15 protein-coding genes are annotated in these 19,675 nt (G+C 68.8%); 3 read left to right on the plus strand and 12 right to left on the minus strand.

All coding sequences use genetic code 11. The features are described from left to right. Nucleotides 1-6 precede the first annotated feature (6 nt). The gene (locus tag LTH96_RS07480; protein ID WP_241465128.1) at nucleotides 7-1,092 is read left to right on the plus strand and encodes an agmatine/peptidylarginine deiminase; all 1,086 of its coding nucleotides are present in this window, start codon (nucleotides 7-9) and stop codon (nucleotides 1,090-1,092) included. Beyond that, entirely contained in the window at nucleotides 1,089-2,849 is a 1,761-nt protein-coding gene (locus LTH96_RS07485) for an amidase (protein WP_241465129.1), read from the plus strand. Before LTH96_RS07480 ends, LTH96_RS07485 begins: the two co-directional genes overlap by 4 nt. A 244-nt stretch (nucleotides 2,850-3,093) precedes the next feature. On the opposite strand, the gene ahcY is transcribed toward LTH96_RS07485, so the two are convergent. The 8 genes from ahcY to LTH96_RS07525 form a co-directional block, all read right to left on the minus strand. Further along, nucleotides 3,094-4,584: an adenosylhomocysteinase gene (gene ahcY, locus LTH96_RS07490; RefSeq protein WP_241465130.1), complete on the minus strand. Its 1,491-nt coding sequence runs from the start codon at nucleotides 4,582-4,584 to the stop codon at nucleotides 3,094-3,096. 85 nt (nucleotides 4,585-4,669) lie between these two features. Next, nucleotides 4,670-4,876, minus strand: coding sequence for a hypothetical protein (locus tag LTH96_RS07495; RefSeq protein ID WP_241465131.1), 207 nt, complete (start codon nucleotides 4,874-4,876; stop codon nucleotides 4,670-4,672). 97 nt (nucleotides 4,877-4,973) lie between these two features. Beyond that, nucleotides 4,974-6,497, minus strand: a complete 1,524-nt coding sequence (locus LTH96_RS07500) for a SulP family inorganic anion transporter (protein ID WP_241465132.1) — start codon at nucleotides 6,495-6,497, stop codon at nucleotides 4,974-4,976. A gap of 193 nt (nucleotides 6,498-6,690) precedes the next feature. Next, nucleotides 6,691-7,071, minus strand: a complete 381-nt coding sequence (locus LTH96_RS07505; protein WP_370642696.1) for a MerR family transcriptional regulator — start codon at nucleotides 7,069-7,071, stop codon at nucleotides 6,691-6,693. Nucleotides 7,072-7,170: 99 nt separating this feature from the next. Continuing rightward, nucleotides 7,171-7,638 carry a DUF3499 domain-containing protein gene (locus LTH96_RS07510; protein WP_241465133.1) on the minus strand — a complete coding sequence of 156 codons (468 nt, stop codon included), beginning with the start codon at nucleotides 7,636-7,638 and terminating at the stop codon, nucleotides 7,171-7,173. A gap of 306 nt (nucleotides 7,639-7,944) precedes the next feature. Next, entirely contained in the window at nucleotides 7,945-10,248 is a 2,304-nt protein-coding gene (locus tag LTH96_RS07515) for a DUF5719 family protein (RefSeq protein WP_241465134.1), read from the minus strand. After that, nucleotides 10,245-13,838 carry a hypothetical protein gene (locus tag LTH96_RS07520; protein ID WP_241465135.1) on the minus strand — a complete coding sequence of 1,198 codons (3,594 nt, stop codon included), beginning with the start codon at nucleotides 13,836-13,838 and terminating at the stop codon, nucleotides 10,245-10,247. Before LTH96_RS07520 ends, LTH96_RS07515 begins: the two co-directional genes overlap by 4 nt. 56 nt (nucleotides 13,839-13,894) lie before the next feature. Continuing rightward, nucleotides 13,895-14,503, minus strand: a complete 609-nt coding sequence (locus LTH96_RS07525; protein WP_241465136.1) for a WhiB family transcriptional regulator — start codon at nucleotides 14,501-14,503, stop codon at nucleotides 13,895-13,897. 178 nt (nucleotides 14,504-14,681) lie between these two features. On the opposite strand from LTH96_RS07525, the gene LTH96_RS07530 reads away from it, so the two are divergent. After that, nucleotides 14,682-15,506, plus strand: coding sequence for a TIGR03089 family protein (locus LTH96_RS07530; RefSeq protein ID WP_241465137.1), 825 nt, complete (start codon nucleotides 14,682-14,684; stop codon nucleotides 15,504-15,506). Between the two features lie 123 nt (nucleotides 15,507-15,629). Here the strand turns inward: LTH96_RS07530 and LTH96_RS07535 are convergent, their stop codons facing one another. The 4 genes from LTH96_RS07535 to purE are packed head-to-tail and all read right to left on the minus strand — an operon-like array spanning nucleotide 15,630 to nucleotide 19,635. After that, nucleotides 15,630-16,142: a GtrA family protein gene (locus LTH96_RS07535; RefSeq protein WP_241465138.1), complete on the minus strand. Its 513-nt coding sequence runs from the start codon at nucleotides 16,140-16,142 to the stop codon at nucleotides 15,630-15,632. A gap of 10 nt (nucleotides 16,143-16,152) precedes the next feature. Beyond that, on the minus strand, nucleotides 16,153-17,469 hold the full coding sequence (manA, locus tag LTH96_RS07540; RefSeq protein WP_241465139.1) for a mannose-6-phosphate isomerase, class I: 1,317 nt from the start codon (nucleotides 17,467-17,469) through the stop codon (nucleotides 16,153-16,155). 25 nt (nucleotides 17,470-17,494) lie between these two features. Beyond that, the gene (locus tag LTH96_RS07545) at nucleotides 17,495-19,132 is read right to left on the minus strand and encodes an LCP family protein (RefSeq protein ID WP_241465140.1); all 1,638 of its coding nucleotides are present in this window, start codon (nucleotides 19,130-19,132) and stop codon (nucleotides 17,495-17,497) included. Next, a complete protein-coding gene (gene purE, locus LTH96_RS07550) occupies nucleotides 19,129-19,635 on the minus strand; it encodes a 5-(carboxyamino)imidazole ribonucleotide mutase (RefSeq protein WP_241465554.1) in 507 nt (168 codons plus the stop codon). Before purE ends, LTH96_RS07545 begins: the two co-directional genes overlap by 4 nt. Nucleotides 19,636-19,675: the final 40 nt, after the last annotated feature.

The raw sequence follows: 19,675 nt of genomic DNA on the forward strand, positions 1-19,675 counted from the left end.
AGCCCTATGACCTCGCCCCACGACCCGCTCCGGATGCCCCCGGAATGGGCGCCGCATGACCGGACCTGGATGGCCTTCCCACCTGCCAACGCAACCTTCGGCGACCCCGGTTCAGACACCCTGGACGCCGTCCGCGCGGCCTGGGGTCGGGTCGCCCGGGTCATCGCCGATCACGAACCCGTCACCGTGGTGGCAGATCCGCTGGACCTGCCGGTGGCCCAGGAGCTGCTCGGCGACGCAGTCACGCTCCGGCCGATGCCCTTGGATGACGCCTGGATGCGCGATATCGGGCCGACCTTCGTCCATCGGGCCGATGGCGAGCTCGCCGCGGTGGACTGGGCGTTCAACGGCTGGGGCGCGCAGAGCTGGGCGAACTGGACCCGCGATCAGCACATCGCCGCCGCCGTGACTGCAGTTTCGGGAGCCGCGCGGGTCACCAGCCTGCTGGTCAATGAGGGCGGGGGCTTCCACGTGGATGGTCGCGGCACGGTGCTGCTGACCGAGACGGTCCAGCGCGATGTCGGCCGGAATCCTGGACAGTCCCATGAACAGATCGAGGCCGAGATCCACGCCGCACTGGGCACCACCCATGCCGTCTGGTTCCCACGCGGACTGACCCGGGACTATGAGGAGTACGGGACCCGCGGCCACGTGGACATGTTCGCGGCCTTCACCCCGTCCGGGAGCATCCTGCTGCACCGCCAGGACGACCCGGCCCACCCGGACTACGAGGTGACCCGCGAGCTGCGCGCCTTCCTGGAGACGGCTCACGATGCCGCCGGCGATCCGTTCCGCATCATCGACGTCCCGGCGCCGGCCACCATCCTCGATGACGGCGAGCATGTGGACTGGACCTACATCAACCACTATGTGGCCAATGGGGTGGTGGCCCTGTGCGCCTACGACGACCCCAACGACGACACCGCCGCCGCGATCCTCGCCGAGGCCTATCCCGACCGGCGCATCGAACTTCTCGACGCCCGAGACATCCTGCGCTTCGGCGGCGGCATCCACTGCATCACGCAGCAACAGCCCTCCGCCGTGAGCCACTCGGCGCCGCTGAGCCTGGTCGACGGAGAGACGGACCGATGAGCGGGTCACCGGAGAGCGCCTTCGACGTCGTCGAAGCCACCATCGCCCAGCTGCGCGACGCCCTGGATCGCGGCGCGCTCACCAGCGAGCAGCTGGTGAAGGCGTATCTGGACCGGATCGAGGCGTACGACCGGCAGGACACCCAGCACGGTCCCCGACTCAACGCCACGGTGGTGATGAATCCACGAGCCCTCGAGGAGGCTCGTGCTTCAGACGCGCGGCGTGCCGCGGGCGAACCGCTGGGCGCGCTCGAAGGAATCCCCTACACCGCCAAAGACAGCTACAAGGCCGCCGGGCTGACCGTGGCCGCCGGCTCCCCCGCCTTCGCGGACCTGGTGGCACAGCAGGACTGCTTCGTCGTGGAGCGGCTGCGCGGCGCGGGAGCGATCCTGCTCGGGCTGACGAACATGCCTCCGATGGCCAACGGCGGGATGCAGCGCGGCCTCTACGGCAGAGCCGAGAGCCCCTACAATTCGGCGTTCCTGACTTCCGCCTTCGCCTCCGGATCCTCCAACGGTTCCGGCACGGCGACCGCGGCCAGTTTCGCCAGCTTCGGGCTGGCTGAGGAGACCTGGTCCTCCGGTCGGGCACCGGCCTCGAACAACGCGCTCTGCGCCTACACCCCTTCCTGGGGCGTCATCTCGATGCGGGGGAACTGGCCGCTGGTGCCGACCATGGACGTCGCCGTGCCGCACACCCGCACGATGTCCGACATGCTCGAGGTGCTGGAGGTGATCGTCGCCGATGACGCGCAGCCCCGCGGGGACTTCTGGCGGGTTCAGCCCTGGCTCGCTCTGCCACCGGCCTCTGCGCTGCGCCCGGACTCCTACGCCGCCCTTGCGGCAGATGACCCTTCTGCTGCCCGCGAGGTGCTGGGAGGGCTGAACATCGGCGCGCCCCGGATGTACCTGGGCGAGGATCCTGAGGCTGGCACCGCCGCGCCCAGATTCGACGGGGTGACCGGCATCGGGGGATCCACCGGACGAAGGGTGCTCCCGCGAGCCTCGGTGCTCGAGCTGTGGGAGGCCGCGGTCGAGAGCCTCACCGCCGCCGGCGCCACGCTCACCCGCAGCGACCTGCCGGTGGTGTCCAACTACGAGGGGGACCGGCCGGGAGCTCCGACCATCAAGACCCGCGGGCTCGTGTCGGAGGAGTACCTCCGCCAGGAGGTGGGGCTGCTCTCTGCCTGGTCCTGTGAGGATTTCCTGGCGGCCAACGCGGATCCAGCCCTGCACAGCCTCGTCCGCGTCGACGGCAGCCAGATCTTTCCGCCTCCGCCCGGGGCTCTGCCGGATCGCTACGACGGCTTCGATGATGACATCGCAACCCTGCCGGAGCTGGTGCGTGCCCACCCCGACCTGCACCTGGCGGGCATTCCGCTGATGCAGGACGGCATCGAAGGGCTCGTCCGCACCCGCGAGCTCGACTTCGAGCAGTGGATGGATCACCACGGCTTCGACGTCATCGCCTTTCCCGCGGTGGCCGACGTCGGGCCGGCGGATGCAGACGTCTCAGCGGACTCGGCCGAGCTGGCCTGGCGCAACGGGGTATGGGTCGCCAACGGCAATCTCGTCTGGCGCCACCTGGGGATTCCCACGGTGACGGTGCCCATGGGCACCATGGCGGACACCGGGATGCCGGTGGGGCTGACCTTCGCCGGACGCCCCTATGAGGATGCCCGGCTGCTGCAGATCGCCGCCGCCTTCGAAGCCACGGGGCAGCGCCGCACCGAACCACCGCTGACTCCTCGACTGTGAATCCTGCAGGCATCGAATCGAGCCGCGTCGTCCTCCGCGCCCGGCTCCCCGCACGCCCTCAGCAAGCCCCCTGCAGCAATCTGTCGCGAGACTGAAGAAGCCTGAACCTGGCGCGGCACGAACGTGTGCAGCGCACAGGCATGAGGCCCGACGCAGACGGCGCCCCCGACAGCCGGGGCTGCTGGGGACGCCGTCGCACCTCAGGCTCTGCCTGAGCGATCAGCTGAGGGATCAGCTGGGGGAATCAGTAGCGGTAGTGCTCCGGCTTGTACGGGCCGGCCACGTCCACGCCGAGGTAGTCGGCCTGGTCCTTGGAGAGCTCGGTGAGCCGGGCGCCGAGGGCGTCCAGGTGCAGCCGGGCGACCTTCTCGTCGAGGACCTTGGGCAGCACGTAGACGTCGGTCTCGTAGCGGTCCTCGCCGGTGTAGTCCGGAGCGGTCTTGGCGAAGAGCTCGATCTGCGCGATGGTCTGGTTCGCGAACGAGGAGCTCATCACGAAGCTGGGGTGTCCGGTGGCGTTGCCCAGGTTCAGCAGCCGACCCTCGGAGAGCAGGATGATCGAGTGGCCCTCGGCGCGGGAGCCGTCGGCAGGCATGACCCACTCGTGCACCTGCGGCTTGATCTCGACCTTCTGCACGCCGGGGATCGCGGCGAGGCCTGCGATGTCCACCTCGTTGTCGAAGTGTCCGACGTTGCCGACGATGGCCTTGTTCTTCATCTTCTGCATCGCCTCGGCGGAGATGATGTCCTTGCCGCCGGTGGTGGTGATGAAGATGTCCCCGGTCTCCAGCACGTCTTCCAGGCGGGCGACCTGGTAGCCGTCCATGGCTGCCTGCAGCGCGTTGATCGGGTCGATCTCGGTGATGATCACCCGGGAGCCCTGGCCGCGCAGCGCCTCGGCGGCACCCTTGCCCACATCGCCGTAGCCGCAGACCACGGAGACCTTGCCGCCGATGAGCACATCGGTGGCGCGCATGATGCCGTCGGGCAGCGAGTGGCGGACGCCGTACTTGTTGTCGAACTTGGACTTCGTGACCGAGTCGTTGACGTTGATCGCCGGGAACAGCAGCTTCCCGTCACGGGCGAACTGGTAGAGCCGGTTCACACCCGTGGTGGTCTCCTCGGTGACGCCGCGCAGGTTCTTCGCGATCCCGGTCCAGCGCTGCGGGTTCTCCTCGAGGGACTTCCGCAGCGTGGCCAGCACGTAGTGGTACTCCTCGGGATCGGAGTCCTGCGCCGAGGGCACGGCGCCGGCAGCCTCGAACTCGACGCCCTTGTGCACCAGCATGGTGGCGTCGGCGCCGTCGTCGAGGATCATGTTCGCACCCACGGTGGGATCCTCATCCACACCGGGCCAGGCGAAGATCTGGCTGGCGGTCCACCAGTACTCCTCGAGGGACTCGTTCTTCCAGGCGAAGACCGGCACGCCCTGCGGGTCCTCAGGAGTTCCGCGCGGACCGACGACGACGGCGGCCGCCGCCTCGTCCTGGGTGGAGAAGATGTTGCAGGAGGCCCAGCGGACCTCGGCGCCCAGGGCGGTGAGGGTCTCGATCAGCACGGCGGTCTGCACGGTCATGTGCAGCGAACCGGCGATGCGGGCTCCGGCCAGCGGCTGGGAGTCGCCGTACTCCGCGCGCAGGGACATCAGCCCGGGCATCTCGTGCTCGGCCAGCCGAATCTGGTGGCGGCCGGCTTCGTGCGCGGAGATGTCCGCGATGCGGTAGTCAAAACTCATAGGTATAGGAATCCTTCTGCTGTGTCGGGTGAGAGTTCGATGCCGTGCTTGGTGACGTGCTTGGTGACGTGCGGCGGGCAGAGGCTCAGCGCGGGGCGAGCAGCGTCGGCACGCCGCGTTCGATCGCGTAGCGCAGGCTGGGGTCATCCGTGGAGATGAGCTGATCCCCGTCCTGTCGCAGGGTGCTGCCGCTGACCGGACAGCGCAGGATCTTCAGCAGATCGTCAGAGAGTGCGACGGCGGCCCGCCCCGGTGTGGGGCTCGGCGCGACGGAGGACTGGGCACTGGGCATGGCCCAAGCCTACCGCGCAGGGCACAGCAGAGGGCCGGCGTCGTCATCCGACGACACCGGCCCTCTGTGCATTCAGCTCAGGCTGTTGCGGGGCTGGTCAGTGACCGGCGCCGAGGTTTCCGGCCATCCGCTCGTGCAGAGCGGCGCTGGCGGTGTTGAGACCAGAGATCTCCACCCGCTTGCCGTACTTGGAGTACTTCTCGGTGATCGCGTCCAGGGAGGCCACGGTGGAGGCATCCCAGACGTGGGAGTTGTACATGTCGATCACGATGTGGTCGGGATCCTCCGCGTAGTTGAACTGGGTGTAGAGATCGTTGGAGGAGGCGAAGAACAGCTCGCCCCTGACCTCGTACTTCGCGATCTCCTCACCGAAGTGCTGTTCGATCCGGCGCTCCACGGTGGCCAGGTGAGCCACCCGGCGGGCGAAGAGCACCATGGCGGTGAGCACTCCGAGGCCGACACCGATGGCCAGGTTGTGCGTCCAGACGGTGGCGATGACGGTGACCAGCATGACCGCGGTCTCGGACTTGGGCATCATCTTCAGGGTCGAAGGCTTGATGCTGTGCCAGTCGAAGGTGGCGACGGAGACGAAGATCATCACAGCCACCAGCGCGGCCATCGGGATCATCGCGACGACGTCGCCGAGCGCAACCGCGAGGATCAGCACGAAGATCCCGGCGCAGAAGGTGGAGATGCGGGTGCGCGCACCGGAAGCCTTCACATTGATCATGGTCTGACCGACCATGGCGCAGCCGCCCATGCCGCCGAAGAAGCCGGTGATGATGTTCGCGGCGCCCTGTCCCCAGGACTCGCGCACCTTGCCGGAGCGGGTGTCGGTGACGTCGTCGACCAGCTTGGCGGTCATCAGCGACTCGAGAAGCCCGACTGCTGCCATTCCCAGCGCGTAGGGCGCGATGATCTGGAAGGTCTCCATGGTGAAGGGGACATCCGGGATGAACAGCTCGGGGATCGACTGGGGCAGCTCGCCCTTGTCACCCACGGTGGGCACGTTCAGCGCGAAGACCACACCGAGCACGGTCAGCAGCACGATGGCCACCAGCGGCGGCGGCACGATGCTGGTGATCCGCGGCAACAGGTAGATGACCACCAGACCGAGGGCCACCAGCGGGTAGACCAGCCACGGGACGCCGATGAGATCGGGGAACTGCGAGGTGAAGATCAGGATCGCCAGCGCATTGACGAACCCGACCATCACCGAGCGGGGAATGAAGCGCATGATCTTCGCTACGCCGATGACCGCCAGCAACACCTGGAAGACACCGGCGAGGATGACCGCGGCGATGAAGTAGTCGATGCCGTGGCTTGCCACCAGCGGAGCGATGACCAGGGCGGTGGCGGCGGTGGCGGCGGAGATCATTGCGGGGCGTCCACCGAGGAAGGCGATCGAGACCGCCATCGTGAAGGAGGCGAAGAGCCCATAGCGTGGGTCCACGCCGGCGATCAGCGAGAACGCGATGGCCTCGGGGATCAGCGCCAGCGCCACGACCAGTCCGGCCAGGATCTCGGTCTTGAGCAGGCGCGGGGACTTGAGTGTGCGAAGAACCGACTGGCGTTCTTCGGGTGACAGCTCCTCGGCGACGGCCGTGGGCTTGTGTGCCATGAGGCTCCGTTCTCGGGTTGTGGACACAGCAGTGTCCATCGGATTACATACGACGTGCGGATGCGCAGCGCTGCGCAGGAAAGATTGGGGGAACCGGTGAGACAACCTCTAACCGGTCACGCCAAGAACCCTACCCTAACGTTAGGTGAGGGTTCACGTTCTGTGGTCAATGTCTCACCAGGTGGGCGCAGCCTCAGCTGCTGAGCTGGTTCCTGAGCTGTTCGGCCAGCAGATCTGCCTGTTCCAGGTAGGCCGCGAGCTTGGCGCGCTCCCGGTCCACATGCTCCAGTGACTCTTGCGCCCGATTGCGCTGATCCGCGTCGAGGGTGTCCAGCTCCAGCAGCGCCACGACCTCGGAGAGCTCCTCGAGGCTGAACCCCAGCGGTTTGAGGTACTTGATCCGCATCAGCCGCTGCTGGTCCGCTTCGCTGTAGAGCCGAAAGCCACCCTCGGTGCGGCCGCTGGCCGGAAGCAGGCCGACGTCGCCGTAATGGCGGATGGTCCGCAGGGACAGGCCGGTGCGATCGGCAAGCTCGCCGATGTGCATGGCTTCTGCGTGCGGACCTGTGCTCACGTGACCTCCCGGTGTCTCTGGCACGTCACTCTATCAACGCCTGCGAAGCGGGATGACCTGACCTGAGGAGTCCACGCGCGCGTCGGTTCAGCTCTCGACTCAGTCGTCGAGCATGCGCAGATGACCGCGGGAGATCCCGGGCCCTCCGACGCGGACGGGCCGAGCCATTCGGTCCCGGGTGGAGCGGGTGGGCAGCTCGGGCTCAGCGCCGCGCTCTGTTCCACGCTCCGCTGCCGGATCAGACTGTCCTGACTGCTCTGCCTGACGCTGGGCCTCTTGGGCCAGCGCCCAGGCGGCTTGGACCTCCGGGGACTCGCGCACGGCGTCCGCCAGGGCCAGGAGGTCATCCTCCTGCTTCGGCGCTGAGGTCAGGGTCAGCCGAAGCACCTCCCAACCACGTGGCGGCGTGACCGACGCTGCGTGACGGTCGCAGAGATCATAGGTGTGCGGCTCCGCGTAGACGCTCAGCGGGCCCACCACCACGGTGGAGTCTTTATAGGAGTAGGTCAGGGTGGCGGCGGCAGGCCGCTCACAGCTGTTTCTGGTGCATCGACGCGAGGAATCCACGAGAGACCACCCTAGCAACCACTCCCCCGGATGCCTGGCAGGCACGACTTGTCGAGGCTTGCGGCCGGGGTGATCTCCGACTGCTGGGACTGCGGCCGGCGGCCCGCCTGCGCCACCATCACGACGTCGGCCTTCACCAGTGCCGGGGCGAGGTGGCGACAGGAAGCGCGCAGCTCCCCCATCCCGGGTATGAGCACCAGAAGCGGACCGGCACCCTGGACGTCGTAGGCGACCCTCCCATCAGGGGCTGCAGGAACTGCGTGATCGGACCGGCCGCTTCTCGCGCCCGGCGCTGGGGCGAACCGCTCAGCGCAGCAGCCGCACCGGCACGTACTCTGCGGCCCCGCGCAGCGGTGAGACCGGGGTCAGGCTGAACGCACCGTCATCTGTGGTGGTGGACATCGTCGCGTGGACGCTGCCTTCGCCGTCGAGCTGCGGTTCGGAGAACACGATCACCGCGGCGCCGTCCTCGCTGTCGTCAGGTTCGGCGGAGGCAAGGTCGTCGGCGGAGATGACCCCCGCGCCATCCCCGGTGAGCTCGACGTTCTGCTCGGGCCCGAAATCTCCGTCGACGTCCATCACCCGGTAGGCGACGCTGCCCGAGGCGCCGGAGGCGAACAGGTGCAGCTCGGGCTCACCGAGCTGCGGCAGCAAGGTGCCGGAGCCCTCCCCGAGCGCCGTGGCTGGAGCCGCCCAGCTGAAGTCTGAGCCCGTCTCGGTCTCGCTGCGCACCCCCACATAGGCCGGAACGTCGGTGCGCACGCGGATGTCTCTGGCGCCGGGCTCGAGGCCGCGCAGGTTCACGGCGTCGATCTCGCCGCCGTTCACGGTGAAGACGCCGGGGGTCTCGATGACCTGCTGGCCGTCCTCGCCGTAGACCTGCAGCTCAACGGTCGCGCCCTGATCACCCGGGACGTGGATCCAGAGCTCCGGCGGCGTGGTGCTCTCCTCATCGTCGTCGTCTCCGGAGGCGGGGACGCCTTCGGGGATCGGCACTCCGGGCATCAGGTGCTCGGTGCCCGGGGCTGTCATCTGGGGAAGAAACTCCACGCCGGTGCCGGTCAGCCCGGACGCGCGGGAGGACTGCAGCTGCGCGGTGACCGGCGCCCCGGCTGAGCGGACCTGGACACCCAGGTCCGACCCCGAAGAGGCCAGACCGGCGATGTTGACCGAGCGGGTGGTCTGACCGGGGACGACGATGGATCGCGTCCCGGTGGTGCCACGATCTCCGTCGGAGTCCACGCTCGTGATCTCTACCGTGGCGGACCGGTCGAAGGGATTCGCAAGAGTCAGCAGCGACGAGGAGCCGGCCGCGGTCTCGGGGCCGAAGAACCACTGGCTGCGTTCGGGGGCGGTGCACTGACCGACGGCGAGACCGGCCACCGGGCCGTCTTCGGCCTCGTACTCATAGAGCGCTGCGGCCGCCGGCGCGCTGCCATCGGCAGTCGCGGCGGTCTCCAGCAGCGGCGGCCGGGCGACGTCGAGGTCTGACTCATAGACCGCCTCGCGCTGGGTCAATGGGGCCTCCGCCTGTGCGGTGTCCCCGCCCTCCTCGATCTCACCAGCGTCTGCGGAGGATGCTTCGGTCAGGACGTCCTCGTTGACGCGGCCCTCCTGGTTCAGCTGCGCCCACCAGGAGTCGGGGAAGGACCCGTTGAGATCCGTGGCGAAGAGCACCGCGGAGAACCGTGAGACGGCCGAGGAGTCCCTGTCGCGGTACTCGAGCTGGCCATCGGTGGTCAGCGAATCGGGCTGGCCGGGCAGCGGCGGACAGATGAAGGTCCGCCCAGCCTGCGGAGCGGCCACGGAGACGGCACCCAGCGCCGCTGACGCCACCTGGCCCTCTCCGGGAGTCCCGGTGGCGGCCTCGGAGCGGCCATCCATCAGGCCATCCACTGCGACCGAGCCGATCATGGTGGCCAGAACTCCCGCGGTCACGACGACGGCGGCCGTGCGGGACTTCGTGCCCCTTCGTCTCCTGAGGGCGGTTGTGTGCTCCGCGCCGGACTCAGGGCTGCCGTCATTGTTCCGGGCTCCACGGCGGCGGTCCCGCCAGGTGCCCTTGGGACGTTTCTGTTTTCCAGGAGTCGAGGGCGCAGCCGACGTCTCGGTGACGGCCGAAGCCTCGGTGCTGGCGGACATCTCGATGTCGGCCGGAGCCTCGATCTGATCGTCGGCCCCGGTGTCGACAGGGGAAGGCCCGACAGCGACCGGTTCGGCGGCGGATTCGACGGCAGGGGCAGCCTTTGTCACCGTGGCCGGCTTCTGCTCCTCAGCGCGGCGCTGGCGTTCCTGCTCCTCCCGGCGCTGGCGTTCCTGCTCCTCCCGCTGCCGGCGTTCCTGCTCCTCCCGGCGCTGGCGTTCCTGCTCCTCCCGCTGCCGGCGTTCCTGCTCCTCCCGGCGCTGGCGTTCCTGCTCCTGCCGCTGCCGGCGTTCTTGCTGCTGCTCCATGCGCAGCCGCTGCTCTTCAGCCTTCAATTCGGCTCGGGCCGCGGCCGCGTCCTGCTTGGCCTTCAGCGTGGCGGCGCGCTCCTGGTCGCGGATGGCGCGCCTGCGCGCCTGGCGCTGCTCCTTGATGAGCTTCTTGACCCTGACCTTCTTGGCGCTCATCCTCGGCGTCCCTCCAGCTCATCGGTGTCTGCCACGGGAAGCATGCGGCTTCCGCGGGGCAGCGGGATGGCGATCAGCGCCACCAGCAGCAGGAATACGCCCAGAGTGATCAGCACCGGCAGCTGGTAGCCGCTGCGGTGATCTGCGCTGAGCTGACCCTGCAGCCCCGCACCCTGATCGGTCAGCGCCTCCGCGGGCAGCTCGAAGCGCTGCATCCAGGCGGCAGATCCATCGGAGGACTGTGCGGGCGCGTCGGTCTGCACCGCCACAGATTCGAGGTCCTGGCCGTCCCAGCTGGCTCGCCAGCCCTTCGCGTGCTCGGTGGAGAGTTCCAGTAGGTACTCGCCCTGCGGATCCAGACCCAGGCCGGCGCCGTCGTCGGCTGTGACCTGCTCCAGATCGACGTCGAGCGCCTGCGCATGGCTCGGCAGAAGCGCCTGCACCTCACCCTGGGGGTCCACGATCCGGGCCCAGCTGGTGGGAACCCCGGAGATGCCCTTCCCGGAGGGCAGCAGCGCACCCTCATCGAGCTCGGCCCGCCACAGCTCACCGCGGTCGGTCACCCCCACCGGAACGAGTCCGGCGGCGGTGTCCACGGCGTCGCTGAGCACAGCGGGTTCGTTCCGGTCGATGAGCACATAGCCCACGCCCAGCTCTGCCATCAGGTCTTCGGTCTGCAGCGCCCCGGGTGTGATCAGCGAGGCGATCAGCGAGGCCAGGCGCTCTTCGGCGGCAGAGAATCCAGTGACCGTCTGCGCTGGGCCGACGGCGTCGTCGCGGGTGCCGCCGAACAGGTTCGGGATGCGGTCCGGCTGGGCCCACAGCGGCATGTCACCGGCGGCGACCACCGCGCGGGACTTGTCCAGCGTGCGCCCCTCCCCGGAGACCAGCTCGCCGATCACACCGGGATCAGCCGCAGAGAGCACCAGCGTGCGCAGCTGCGCGGGGCCGGTGCCCTGGTCTGCGGCCGTGGCCGGGAGCTGACGCAGCGCCCCTGCCTCGATGAGCGTCGGAGCGGCGTTGACCGCGGTCAGCGGCTGACCGGTCAGCGGCGCGTCCGGCATCATGCGCGGGCTGTAGAACAGGACCAGAGAGGCGCCGATGGCAAGCACGAGCAGCGTGGAGATCACCGGGGTGATCGTGCCGCCCACCCGGGGGAAGGCCAGCGGGAACCGGTCCAGCGATGCCATACCGGCCGCCAGCAGGCAGAACAGCAGCACCGAGACCAGCGGTCCAGGGTTTCCGCTGATCACCGCGGTGCCGTCGGATCCTGCGGCCAGGAGCCCGACCAGCGCGGAGAGGCCGAGGGTCGCGAGCAGCAGTGTGCCCGCCACGATCGGCAGCGGCCGCGTGCGGCTGCCGGTGAAGATGCCCAACAGGGCGATGATCAGCAGCGGAAGCCCGATCAGCAGTGCGATGCGCAGGCTCCAGAAGTCCCCGGCAAGGTAGGCCGGCAGCCAGGATCCTGCGGCGCCGGCGGAGGCCAGTCCGGCGGCGGGATCGAAGGCGCGGGAGAAGCCGAGCAGCTGCTGCCACAGCGGGGCGGCGTCGGCGGTGAGCGCACGGCCCGGCTCATGGACGAGCACCGCGGCGAGGTTCTTGCCCTGCATGACGGCGGAGGCGATCATCGGGGCGGCGACGGCGAGCGAGGTCAGCGGGATCAGCCACAGCGGGCGGCCCCGGCGACCCAGGATCAGGGCGAGGGCGACCCCGACGAGCACCACCAGCGGCAGCAGCGTCGGGGACGCGGCGGTGAGCACCATCAGCAGCAGCGCAGCGCCGGTGGCGTACTCCCAGCTTCCGGCGACACCCAGGCCGACGGCGGCGCGGCCGACCGCCCGGACGGTGGCCACCACGGCGACCGGCAGCAGGATGTGGACCAGGATCGCTCCGATGCGACCCTCCCCCACGGCGATGTGCAATGTGGGCATGGCGGTCCAGAGCAGCGCCGAGACCACCCGTCGGGAGGCCTTGGTGGACCAGAGACCCGCGGCGTACCAGGCGCTGAGCGCGCTCAGCGGCAGCGCGAGGATCAGCAGCCAGACGAGCACGGCGGATCCGTGGCCGAAGCTCAGCGCGGAGAGCGCCAGCAGCAACAGGTTGAACGGGTCCGCGGCGGAGAGCGACCCGAGGCTGTCCGCGGCCAGGAAGCTCACCGAGTGGGCGAAGACCTCCGGCAGCGAACCTGCCAGCGGGAGTGCGGCGCCGCCGGTGATCGCCTCCGCCGAGAGCAGGTCTCGGAAGGCCAGCAGGGAGGCTCCGGCCAGCGCCAGCAGCATCAGGAACAGCCCGAGTCGGTCCCCGGAGCGTCGCGAGGGCATCTCGTCGAACTCGCCGTCGGAGGCTCCGATCTCGAGCAGGGCGTCCTCGTTGTTCTCGCGCTCGCCGGTGTCATCGGGTTCTCCGTAGAACCCGGGGGTGAACCGGGTGCGCGGGACCGAGACGGTCTCAGCGGTCATCACCGAGCGTCGCTGCGCCCGGACCTCGGAGGGGCTCAGCGTCCTCCGAGCCTCGGCCTGGCGTCCGGCGCGCAGCAGCTCGGCGGCGGAGCTGATCTGTTCGTCGCGGCTGAGTCGGGCCAGGGCGGCTCTGCGGCCCTCGGTGGCGAAGCGACGCGTATGGGCGATCGCTCCCAGGCCCAGCAGGGCGCGCAGCGTGGCGAAGAACTGACCGGCGCCGGCATCGGGTGCCTTGACCACGGTCAGCCCGATCAGCCGCAGCAGCGCGGAGACCCACATGCCCAGCCAGAGGAACGGGACCGCGATCGGGGTCGCGTTGACGAGTCGGCGGCGGATCTGACTGATCCGCTGAGCGGAAGGGAGGTAGAGCGTGCCGCCGAGGCGGTGGACGGTGTCTCGGCGGGGCGGGTCCTCGCGGAGCACCCGGGCGGTGGGTTCGATGACGATGTGCGCGCCGACCTCGCGGGCGCGGCGGCAGAACTGCGCGGCGGCGTAGTCTCCGCTGAGCCCCGGGTCGAAGCCGCCGAGGTCGCCGAAGAGTGAGGCATGCACCAGCATGCCCTCCCCGGAGACGCCGGGGACGGCGTCGCGGCCGTCGTACTGGCCCTGGTCCAGCTCCTTGGGCTCGGTGGCGGTGAGGACCTCCGCGGAGCGGGCGCTGAAGAGGCCCGCATTGACCAGCCGTTCCGGGGTCTCGGCGGAGAGCTGCTTGGCGCCGATGACCTGGATCTGCGCGTGGTGCTCCTCGTCCTTGACGGTGAAGAGGCGCTCTTCGAGCCGCTCCAGGGCGTCGGACGTGGGGACCGTGCCGGCGGGCATGATCCAGAGCCACTGGTGGCGCGGATTGAAACCGTCCGGCAGCTGCCGTTCGAGGCTGCGCCAGAGCTGGGTGGTCTTGGTCCCGCCCGAGCCCTTGCCTGCGGTGCTGCGTGCCTGTCGGCGGTCTTCGAGCAATCCGGATCGCAGCGAGCGCGACAGGTCCTGTACCCCGCGGTAGCTCGCTGCCGAGAGTTCGACGATGTGATCGGGCGCCCGGGACTGCGCGGCCAGCGCGTCCCGGGTCCGCTGCATTGCGGTGCTGGAAGCGCCGGGGGCGGCGTCGGGTTCGGCGTGGCCTGGAGCGGACGACAAATCGCCGCCGTCGTTCAGGACGACGGCGGCGATGTGGGGGCCAGAGTGACCGTTGATCAGAGTGCTCTCTTTCGCAGCTTGCGCCGCTCCCGCTCGGACAGTCCGCCCCAGATGCCGAAGCGCTCGTCGTTGCCCAGCGCGTATTCCAGGCATTCCTGCTTCACGTTGCAGGCGCCGCAGACCTTCTTGGCGTCTCGCGTGGAGCCGCCCTTCTCGGGGAAGAAGGCTTCCGGGTCCGTCTGCGCGCAGAGCGCGTCGACCTGCCAGGCGAGCTCGCCCTCGATCTCATCGGTGGGAACGAGCGCGGGCAGGCCCAGCCAGGTGGTCCTGCTCGAGTCCGCGGGACGGGTCTCCGGCGCTGCGGTCTCACGGCCAGGCAGCTCGCGGGTCGGGGCCTCAGTGCGGCGGGAAGGAGCCTCACTGAGAGCGGTGACCGAAGAGCTGGTGCCGGCCGAGGCGTTCCCCACAGAGCGACGTTCGGCCTCTTCATGGGCGGCGAGGAATGCGGTGGCCTGATCCTCGAGGGTCTTGCCGTGCTCCAGCCGCTCGGCGGCCTGAGGATCAGCAGGGTCCACGAACCAATCAGCAGGAACCTCTAGACCCGTCCTGCGCGCTATGGCCGTGGTGCCGGGCTGTTCTGTGCCCAGCCGCTCTGCGTTCCCCATCAAAGGGCCTCCCGAGGTTGATCATGCGTGTACTGCTCCTAATTACACTGGCGTAAGTAATGATCCGTCAAGTGAGCGACTTAAGTCGCCACTATCAGACCGTCAACCCCTCGATCACGCCCGACACGCCGTCAAAAATAAGCTTGCCGCGAGGCGTGGCGGGCCCAGGAGAGAAACTATGACCCCGCTCACACTCGGCGGCTCGACCGCCCGGCCGCCCCAGACGTTCCCTGCCCTGCTGGACCTGCTCGAGTCTCGTCCACAGCCCGCGCTGATCTGGTATGGAGCAGGCGAGGACCAGGAACGCGTGGAGCTCTCCGGGCGGGTGCTGCAGAACTGGACGGTCAAGCTGATCGGCCTCTTCAGCCAGGAATGTGAGATCGATGAAGGCGCCGCCGTATTGGTCGACGCCGCACCTCACTGGAAGGCCACCGCCGTCCTGCTGGCCGCAGGAGCCTTGGGCTGGAGGGCCACCCTGGTTGCGCTGGGAGCCGCGCAGAACGACGACGACGCCCGCGCAGCCACTGCCTCGGCGCTGGAGCCGGGGTTGATCCTCACCGACCGGCCCGGCGACTGGACCGGCGCGGGCCCGTTGGCGCATGCTCTCGGGGATGCGGAACTCGCGGCGCTCTCCCCCGGCCTGCTGGATGCGTCCTTCGAGGAGGCCACCGGGCAGCGACTTCCGGCCTGGGCGCTGGACATCTCCGCCGAGGTCCGTCAGCATCCGGACCAGCTGCCGGCTCCGCTGCCGCCGCTCGAGCTGCCCGGGGCGGACGCAGGGGCCGGGGCGGGCCGCAGTGTGGGCGGTGGGCTCGTCGTCGTCGGTGAACCGACCGAGGTTAACCTGAAGGACTGGGGACTGGTGCGCTGGGGCGGCGGCGACCTGTTCGCTCGGATGCTTGCAGCCTGGGCGCAGAGCCGCCCGGTGGTGCTGTTCCAGGGTGATCCCGCCGCGCAGCCGAAGGCCTGGGAACAGATGCTGCGCAATGAGGGGATCCGCTGACAGCGGCTCCCCTCACCCACTCGATTCCCGCGGCGATGCCCGTCCCATCCCTGCGGCGGAGACGGGTGGAATGACCCGGGGATTCGACAGCTGTCCGACTGTGGAGCTGCTCAGCCCGCTGGCTCAGCGGGAGGTGACCTCGGCGGCGTCGGCGGCTGGATCTTGTTCAGTGGGCAGCTCCGCGAGACCCGAGCGGTCGGTGGTGAAGACCCAGTACTTGTAGGCGAAGAAGCGGAATACGGTGGCCAGCACCAGGCCGATCACGTTGCCGGCGATGAAGACCTCGCTCACCGAATCCATGCCCAGGACGTACTTCGCGATGCCCACGCAGCCGGTCTGGATGCCCAGGCCGATCGCGTTCATCAGCAGGAACATCACCAGCTCGCGGGTCTTGCCGGTGGAGCGCTTGTGCCGGAAGGTCCAGTAGCGGTTCGCCATCCAGGAGAAGAGCGTGGCGACGACGCCGGCGACGACCTTGGCCTTGAGCTGCGAGTCATCCATGGGGCCGCTGATCAGCCAGAGGAAGATCGCGGAGTCGATGATGAAGGCGACGCCGCCCACGGCGCCGAACTTCGCGACCTCGCGCCAGAGTCTGAGGACGAGGGTTTCGATGCGCCGGTACAGCTTGGGGATCATGGGAATAGTCCTACAGGTCTTGGCTGGCGAAGGTGGTGCTGGCCAGGAAGGCCTGGGCGTGAGCGGATGCGCTCAGCCGGTGGCCGGCGATTGCCGGCAGGAAGGCGGATTCGCCCGGAGTAAGGGTGAGCATACGAGGCGTTCCTGGGGCTGCGGTGAGTTCTTCACCGGCGGCATCCTCGCTCGAGGCCGCGTCGGGAGCGTGCAGCGTGAACGTTCCCGCGGTGCAGAGCACGATACCGGGACCGAGCCGATCCAGCACCGTCTCGCCTGGGAACTCGATCAGCTCCAGCTGGAACTCCTCGAACGGAGCCTGGTACTGGGTCCGGCGCGGAGCGGGCCCAGACTCCTGCACCGGACAGTGTGGGACCGGGAGCACGCCGAAGTCGGTGACGCTGAGCAGTTCATCGACGGCAAGGGGCTTGCTGGTCAGTCCGCCGCGCAGCACGTTGTCAGAGTTGCCCATCAGCTCCACTCCCACCCCGTGCAGATAGGCGTGAAGATTGCCGGCCGGGAGGTAGATCGACTCTCCGGGCTGAAGCCTGACGCGGTTCAGCAGCAACGTGACGAAGACGCCGGGATCTGCGGGAAACGCCGCGCTGACGTGGGCAAGCATCTCGCGCGTGCCTGGGTCCAGCGCATCGCGGAGGGCGGCCCTGCCGTGCCCGTCAGGCAGGTCGGCCCGACCCAGGAACCTGTGCAGCTCTTCCGCGGCAGCCTGGGTCGCGTCGCGTCCGCTGCGCAGCAGATGCTCGAGCGCTCCTGCGTAGTCCTGCGCCGCCACGAAGTCGTGGAGCCGGTCCAGAAGCGCGGGCAGCTGCTGGTCGTCTGCCGGGCGTTCGACACCGGCAACGGCCGAGCTGAGCGATGTCAGCGCCGCTGCGGCCTTCGCGTGGGGCCGGAATCCGCACAGCGCGGAGAACTCCGTCAGTGCGACGATCAGCTCAGGTTTGGCGTTGGGGTCCTTATAGCTGCGATGCGGGGCGTCGAGCGCGATTCCCGCCGCCTCCTCCGCTGCGAAGCCACGCCGGGCCCGGTCCGCGGTGGGGTGGGACTGGATCGAGAGCGGATGCTCGGCGGCGAGGACCTTGAGCAGGAAGGGGAAGCTTCCCGGAGCCTGGTCGGAGCCTCGCAGGTAGTCCGGGAGCGAGGTGACCTCGACCGGCTGCCGCACAGACTCAGGGGCCAGCTGCAGGGAGGAGGGGTCTCCAGGGTGAGCACCCATCCAGATCTCCGCCCGTGGGGTCGCCGAAGCGGCCCAGCCGAAGAGCTCGCTGAACGCGGTGGTGGAACCCCACGCATACTCGCGGACGGGGTTGATCATCATGAACATCGGGAGAACCTTATCAGCCCTATTTCACCGGGTCACAGCGGTAATTCGAGGAGGCGGCCTCCTCCAGCACTGCGGTCTGACCGTTCAGCTGAGCCTCGACCAGGTACTCCCGGGTCAGTTCAGAGCCGTCTGGCTGAGTGGGCGGCGGAGTGGAGTCGATCGGGGGTTCGTCGTCTTCCACGGCGTCGGCGGCCTGCTGCGTGGCCTGCGGTGTCGTGAGCGTCACACCCAGCGCACCCGAGTGTGCGGGCAGGAACCCTGCGGATCCGAAGAGGCCTCCGCCGCTCTGGTGCTCCTCATTGGCGATGAGCTCATCCACCCGGCGCTGGATCTGCTCGAAGTCCGGGTAGGTCGAGAACATGTCACCGGAGGCGCCGAAGTCCGGGGCCCCGAGCACCAGTCGCTGCGGAGTCTGGCCCTGCGCGTCGACAGCCAGGTCCAGGAAGGAGCCCAGCTGGGACTGCGGCAGGTTGGTCTCCACCACGTTCTCTCCGGCCTGCGTGATCTCGCTGAAGCGCGAGAGCAGCGTCTGCGGGTTGAACTGGGACATCATCGCCTGCTGGATGCACTGTTGACGCTGGATCCGGTTGTAGTCGGAGCTGAAGGTGCGCGATCGCGCGTAGGCCAGTGCCTCCTGGCCAGAGAACTCGTACACCCCGGGGGCCCACCAGTTGTCGCCCCAGCTGCCATCGGGCATCGGGCCGCGGTAAGGCACCCAGCCGCCGGAGTTCACGCTCACCCCGCCCATGGCGTCGATGAGGTCCTCGAAGCCGCCCATGTCCACCATCACGTAGCCGGAGACCTCCAGGTTCAGGCTGCCGGAGACCGCGTCCATCATGGCCTCGGCACCGGGATCCTCGGCCTCGGGATAGAGGTCCTGATGGTTCTCCATCACATCGGTGTAGAGGAAGTTGATGATGCACTCGTCGCCGCAGTCATAGCCTGTCGGGTAGACGGCGTTCAACGGGGAGTCCTCGTTGAACTGGGCGTTCTGGAAGTTGCGCGGAATCGAGAAGATGATGGTCTCCGCGGAGTCCTCGTTGACGCTGACCACGTGGATGGAGTCTGGCCGAAGTCCCTCGCGTCCCTCGCCGGCGTCGGCGCCTATGAGCAGAAAGTTATATCGACCGTCCACGGCGTCGATGCCGGGCCCGGCGGCGAAGATCCCGCCGAGAGCCGCACGGCCCTCGTTGACCAGCTTGGCGCCGTAGCCCAGCGTTCCGGAGGTCACGGTCATCAGCACCACCAGCACGACGACGACGATCGGCTTCAGTCGCGGCGCCAGGGAGGTGAAGTGGAGCAGCCTGAAGGTGTCCAGCCAGAGGATCAGCCAGCCGATCGCCAGCGCGCCCAGCACCACGGCGCTGAGCCAGAGCATGAACGGCTGGGTCAGCAGAGAGAGCACGACCCCTCGCATGGTGAGGAACATCAGTCCCAGCAGCAGTGCGGAGAACCAGCAGGCGACCGTCACCGCCAGGGCGGCGCGGCCGAGCTTCTTGGAGCCTGCGGCGACCTGGGCGGCGCCGGGGATGAAGAGGGTCAGCGCCAGGAGCATGAGGGCGCGACGGGTGCGGTCGGTCGCGGAACCACGCTGCGGGCTGCGGATCACATCCGGTTCGCTGTTGAACCGGTGGTAGCTGATGGCGGAGTCGGTCATCGTGTCCGGTACGTCTCCAGCTCGGCGGCTTCTTCGCGCAGCGCGGCACCCTTCGCGTGGGCCTCAGCCGCCAGCGTCTTCTGGAAGTCGAGCAGCTTCTCGCGCAGCTGTGCGGCCTGGGCCGAGTCCCCGGCAGCCAGAGTGCGCACGGCGAGCAGCCCCGCATTGCGGGCGCCGCCGACGGAGACGGTGGCCACCGGGACCCCGGCGGGCATCTGCACGATGCTCAGGAGTGAATCCATGCCGTCGAGGTGCTTCAGCGGCACCGGAACGCCGATCACCGGCAGCGGGGTGACCGAGGCGAGCATGCCGGGCAGATGGGCGGCTCCCCCAGCACCGGCGATGATGACCCGGATCCCGCGCTCGTGCGCGGTCTTGCCGTAGCTGATCATCTCTTCGGCCATCCGGTGGGCCGAGACGACGTCGGCTTCGAAGGTGATGCCGAACTCGTCCAGCGCCTGCGCGGCGGCCTTCATGACCGGCCAGTCGGAGTTCGACCCCATGACGAGGCTCACCTGGGCGGCGACGGGGGCGCCGGACTGG

The sequence above is a fragment of the Nesterenkonia sp. LB17 genome, assembly GCF_022565915.1.
Classification (GTDB): Bacteria; Actinomycetota; Actinomycetes; order Actinomycetales; family Micrococcaceae; genus Nesterenkonia.

What these genes read in the sequence shown, in the direction of transcription:
- LTH96_RS07480 (WP_241465128.1), top strand. Translation starts at nt 7, where the DNA reads ATGACCTCGCCCCACGACCCGCTCCGGATGCCCCCGGAATGGGCGCCG.
- LTH96_RS07485 (WP_241465129.1), top strand. Translation starts at nt 1,089, where the DNA reads ATGAGCGGGTCACCGGAGAGCGCCTTCGACGTCGTCGAAGCCACCATC.
- ahcY (WP_241465130.1), bottom strand. Translation starts at nt 4,584, where the DNA reads ATGAGTTTTGACTACCGCATCGCGGACATCTCCGCGCACGAAGCCGGC.
- LTH96_RS07495 (WP_241465131.1), bottom strand. Translation starts at nt 4,876, where the DNA reads ATGCCCAGTGCCCAGTCCTCCGTCGCGCCGAGCCCCACACCGGGGCGG.
- LTH96_RS07500 (WP_241465132.1), bottom strand. Translation starts at nt 6,497, where the DNA reads ATGGCACACAAGCCCACGGCCGTCGCCGAGGAGCTGTCACCCGAAGAA.
- LTH96_RS07515 (WP_241465134.1), bottom strand. Translation starts at nt 10,248, where the DNA reads ATGAGCGCCAAGAAGGTCAGGGTCAAGAAGCTCATCAAGGAGCAGCGC.
- LTH96_RS07525 (WP_241465136.1), bottom strand. Translation starts at nt 14,503, where the DNA reads ATGGGGAACGCAGAGCGGCTGGGCACAGAACAGCCCGGCACCACGGCC.
- LTH96_RS07530 (WP_241465137.1), top strand. Translation starts at nt 14,682, where the DNA reads ATGACCCCGCTCACACTCGGCGGCTCGACCGCCCGGCCGCCCCAGACG.
- LTH96_RS07535 (WP_241465138.1), bottom strand. Translation starts at nt 16,142, where the DNA reads ATGATCCCCAAGCTGTACCGGCGCATCGAAACCCTCGTCCTCAGACTC.
- manA (WP_241465139.1), bottom strand. Translation starts at nt 17,469, where the DNA reads ATGATGATCAACCCCGTCCGCGAGTATGCGTGGGGTTCCACCACCGCG.
- LTH96_RS07545 (WP_241465140.1), bottom strand. Translation starts at nt 19,132, where the DNA reads ATGACCGACTCCGCCATCAGCTACCACCGGTTCAACAGCGAACCGGAT.
- purE (WP_241465554.1), bottom strand. Translation starts at nt 19,635, where the DNA reads ATGGGGTCGAACTCCGACTGGCCGGTCATGAAGGCCGCCGCGCAGGCG.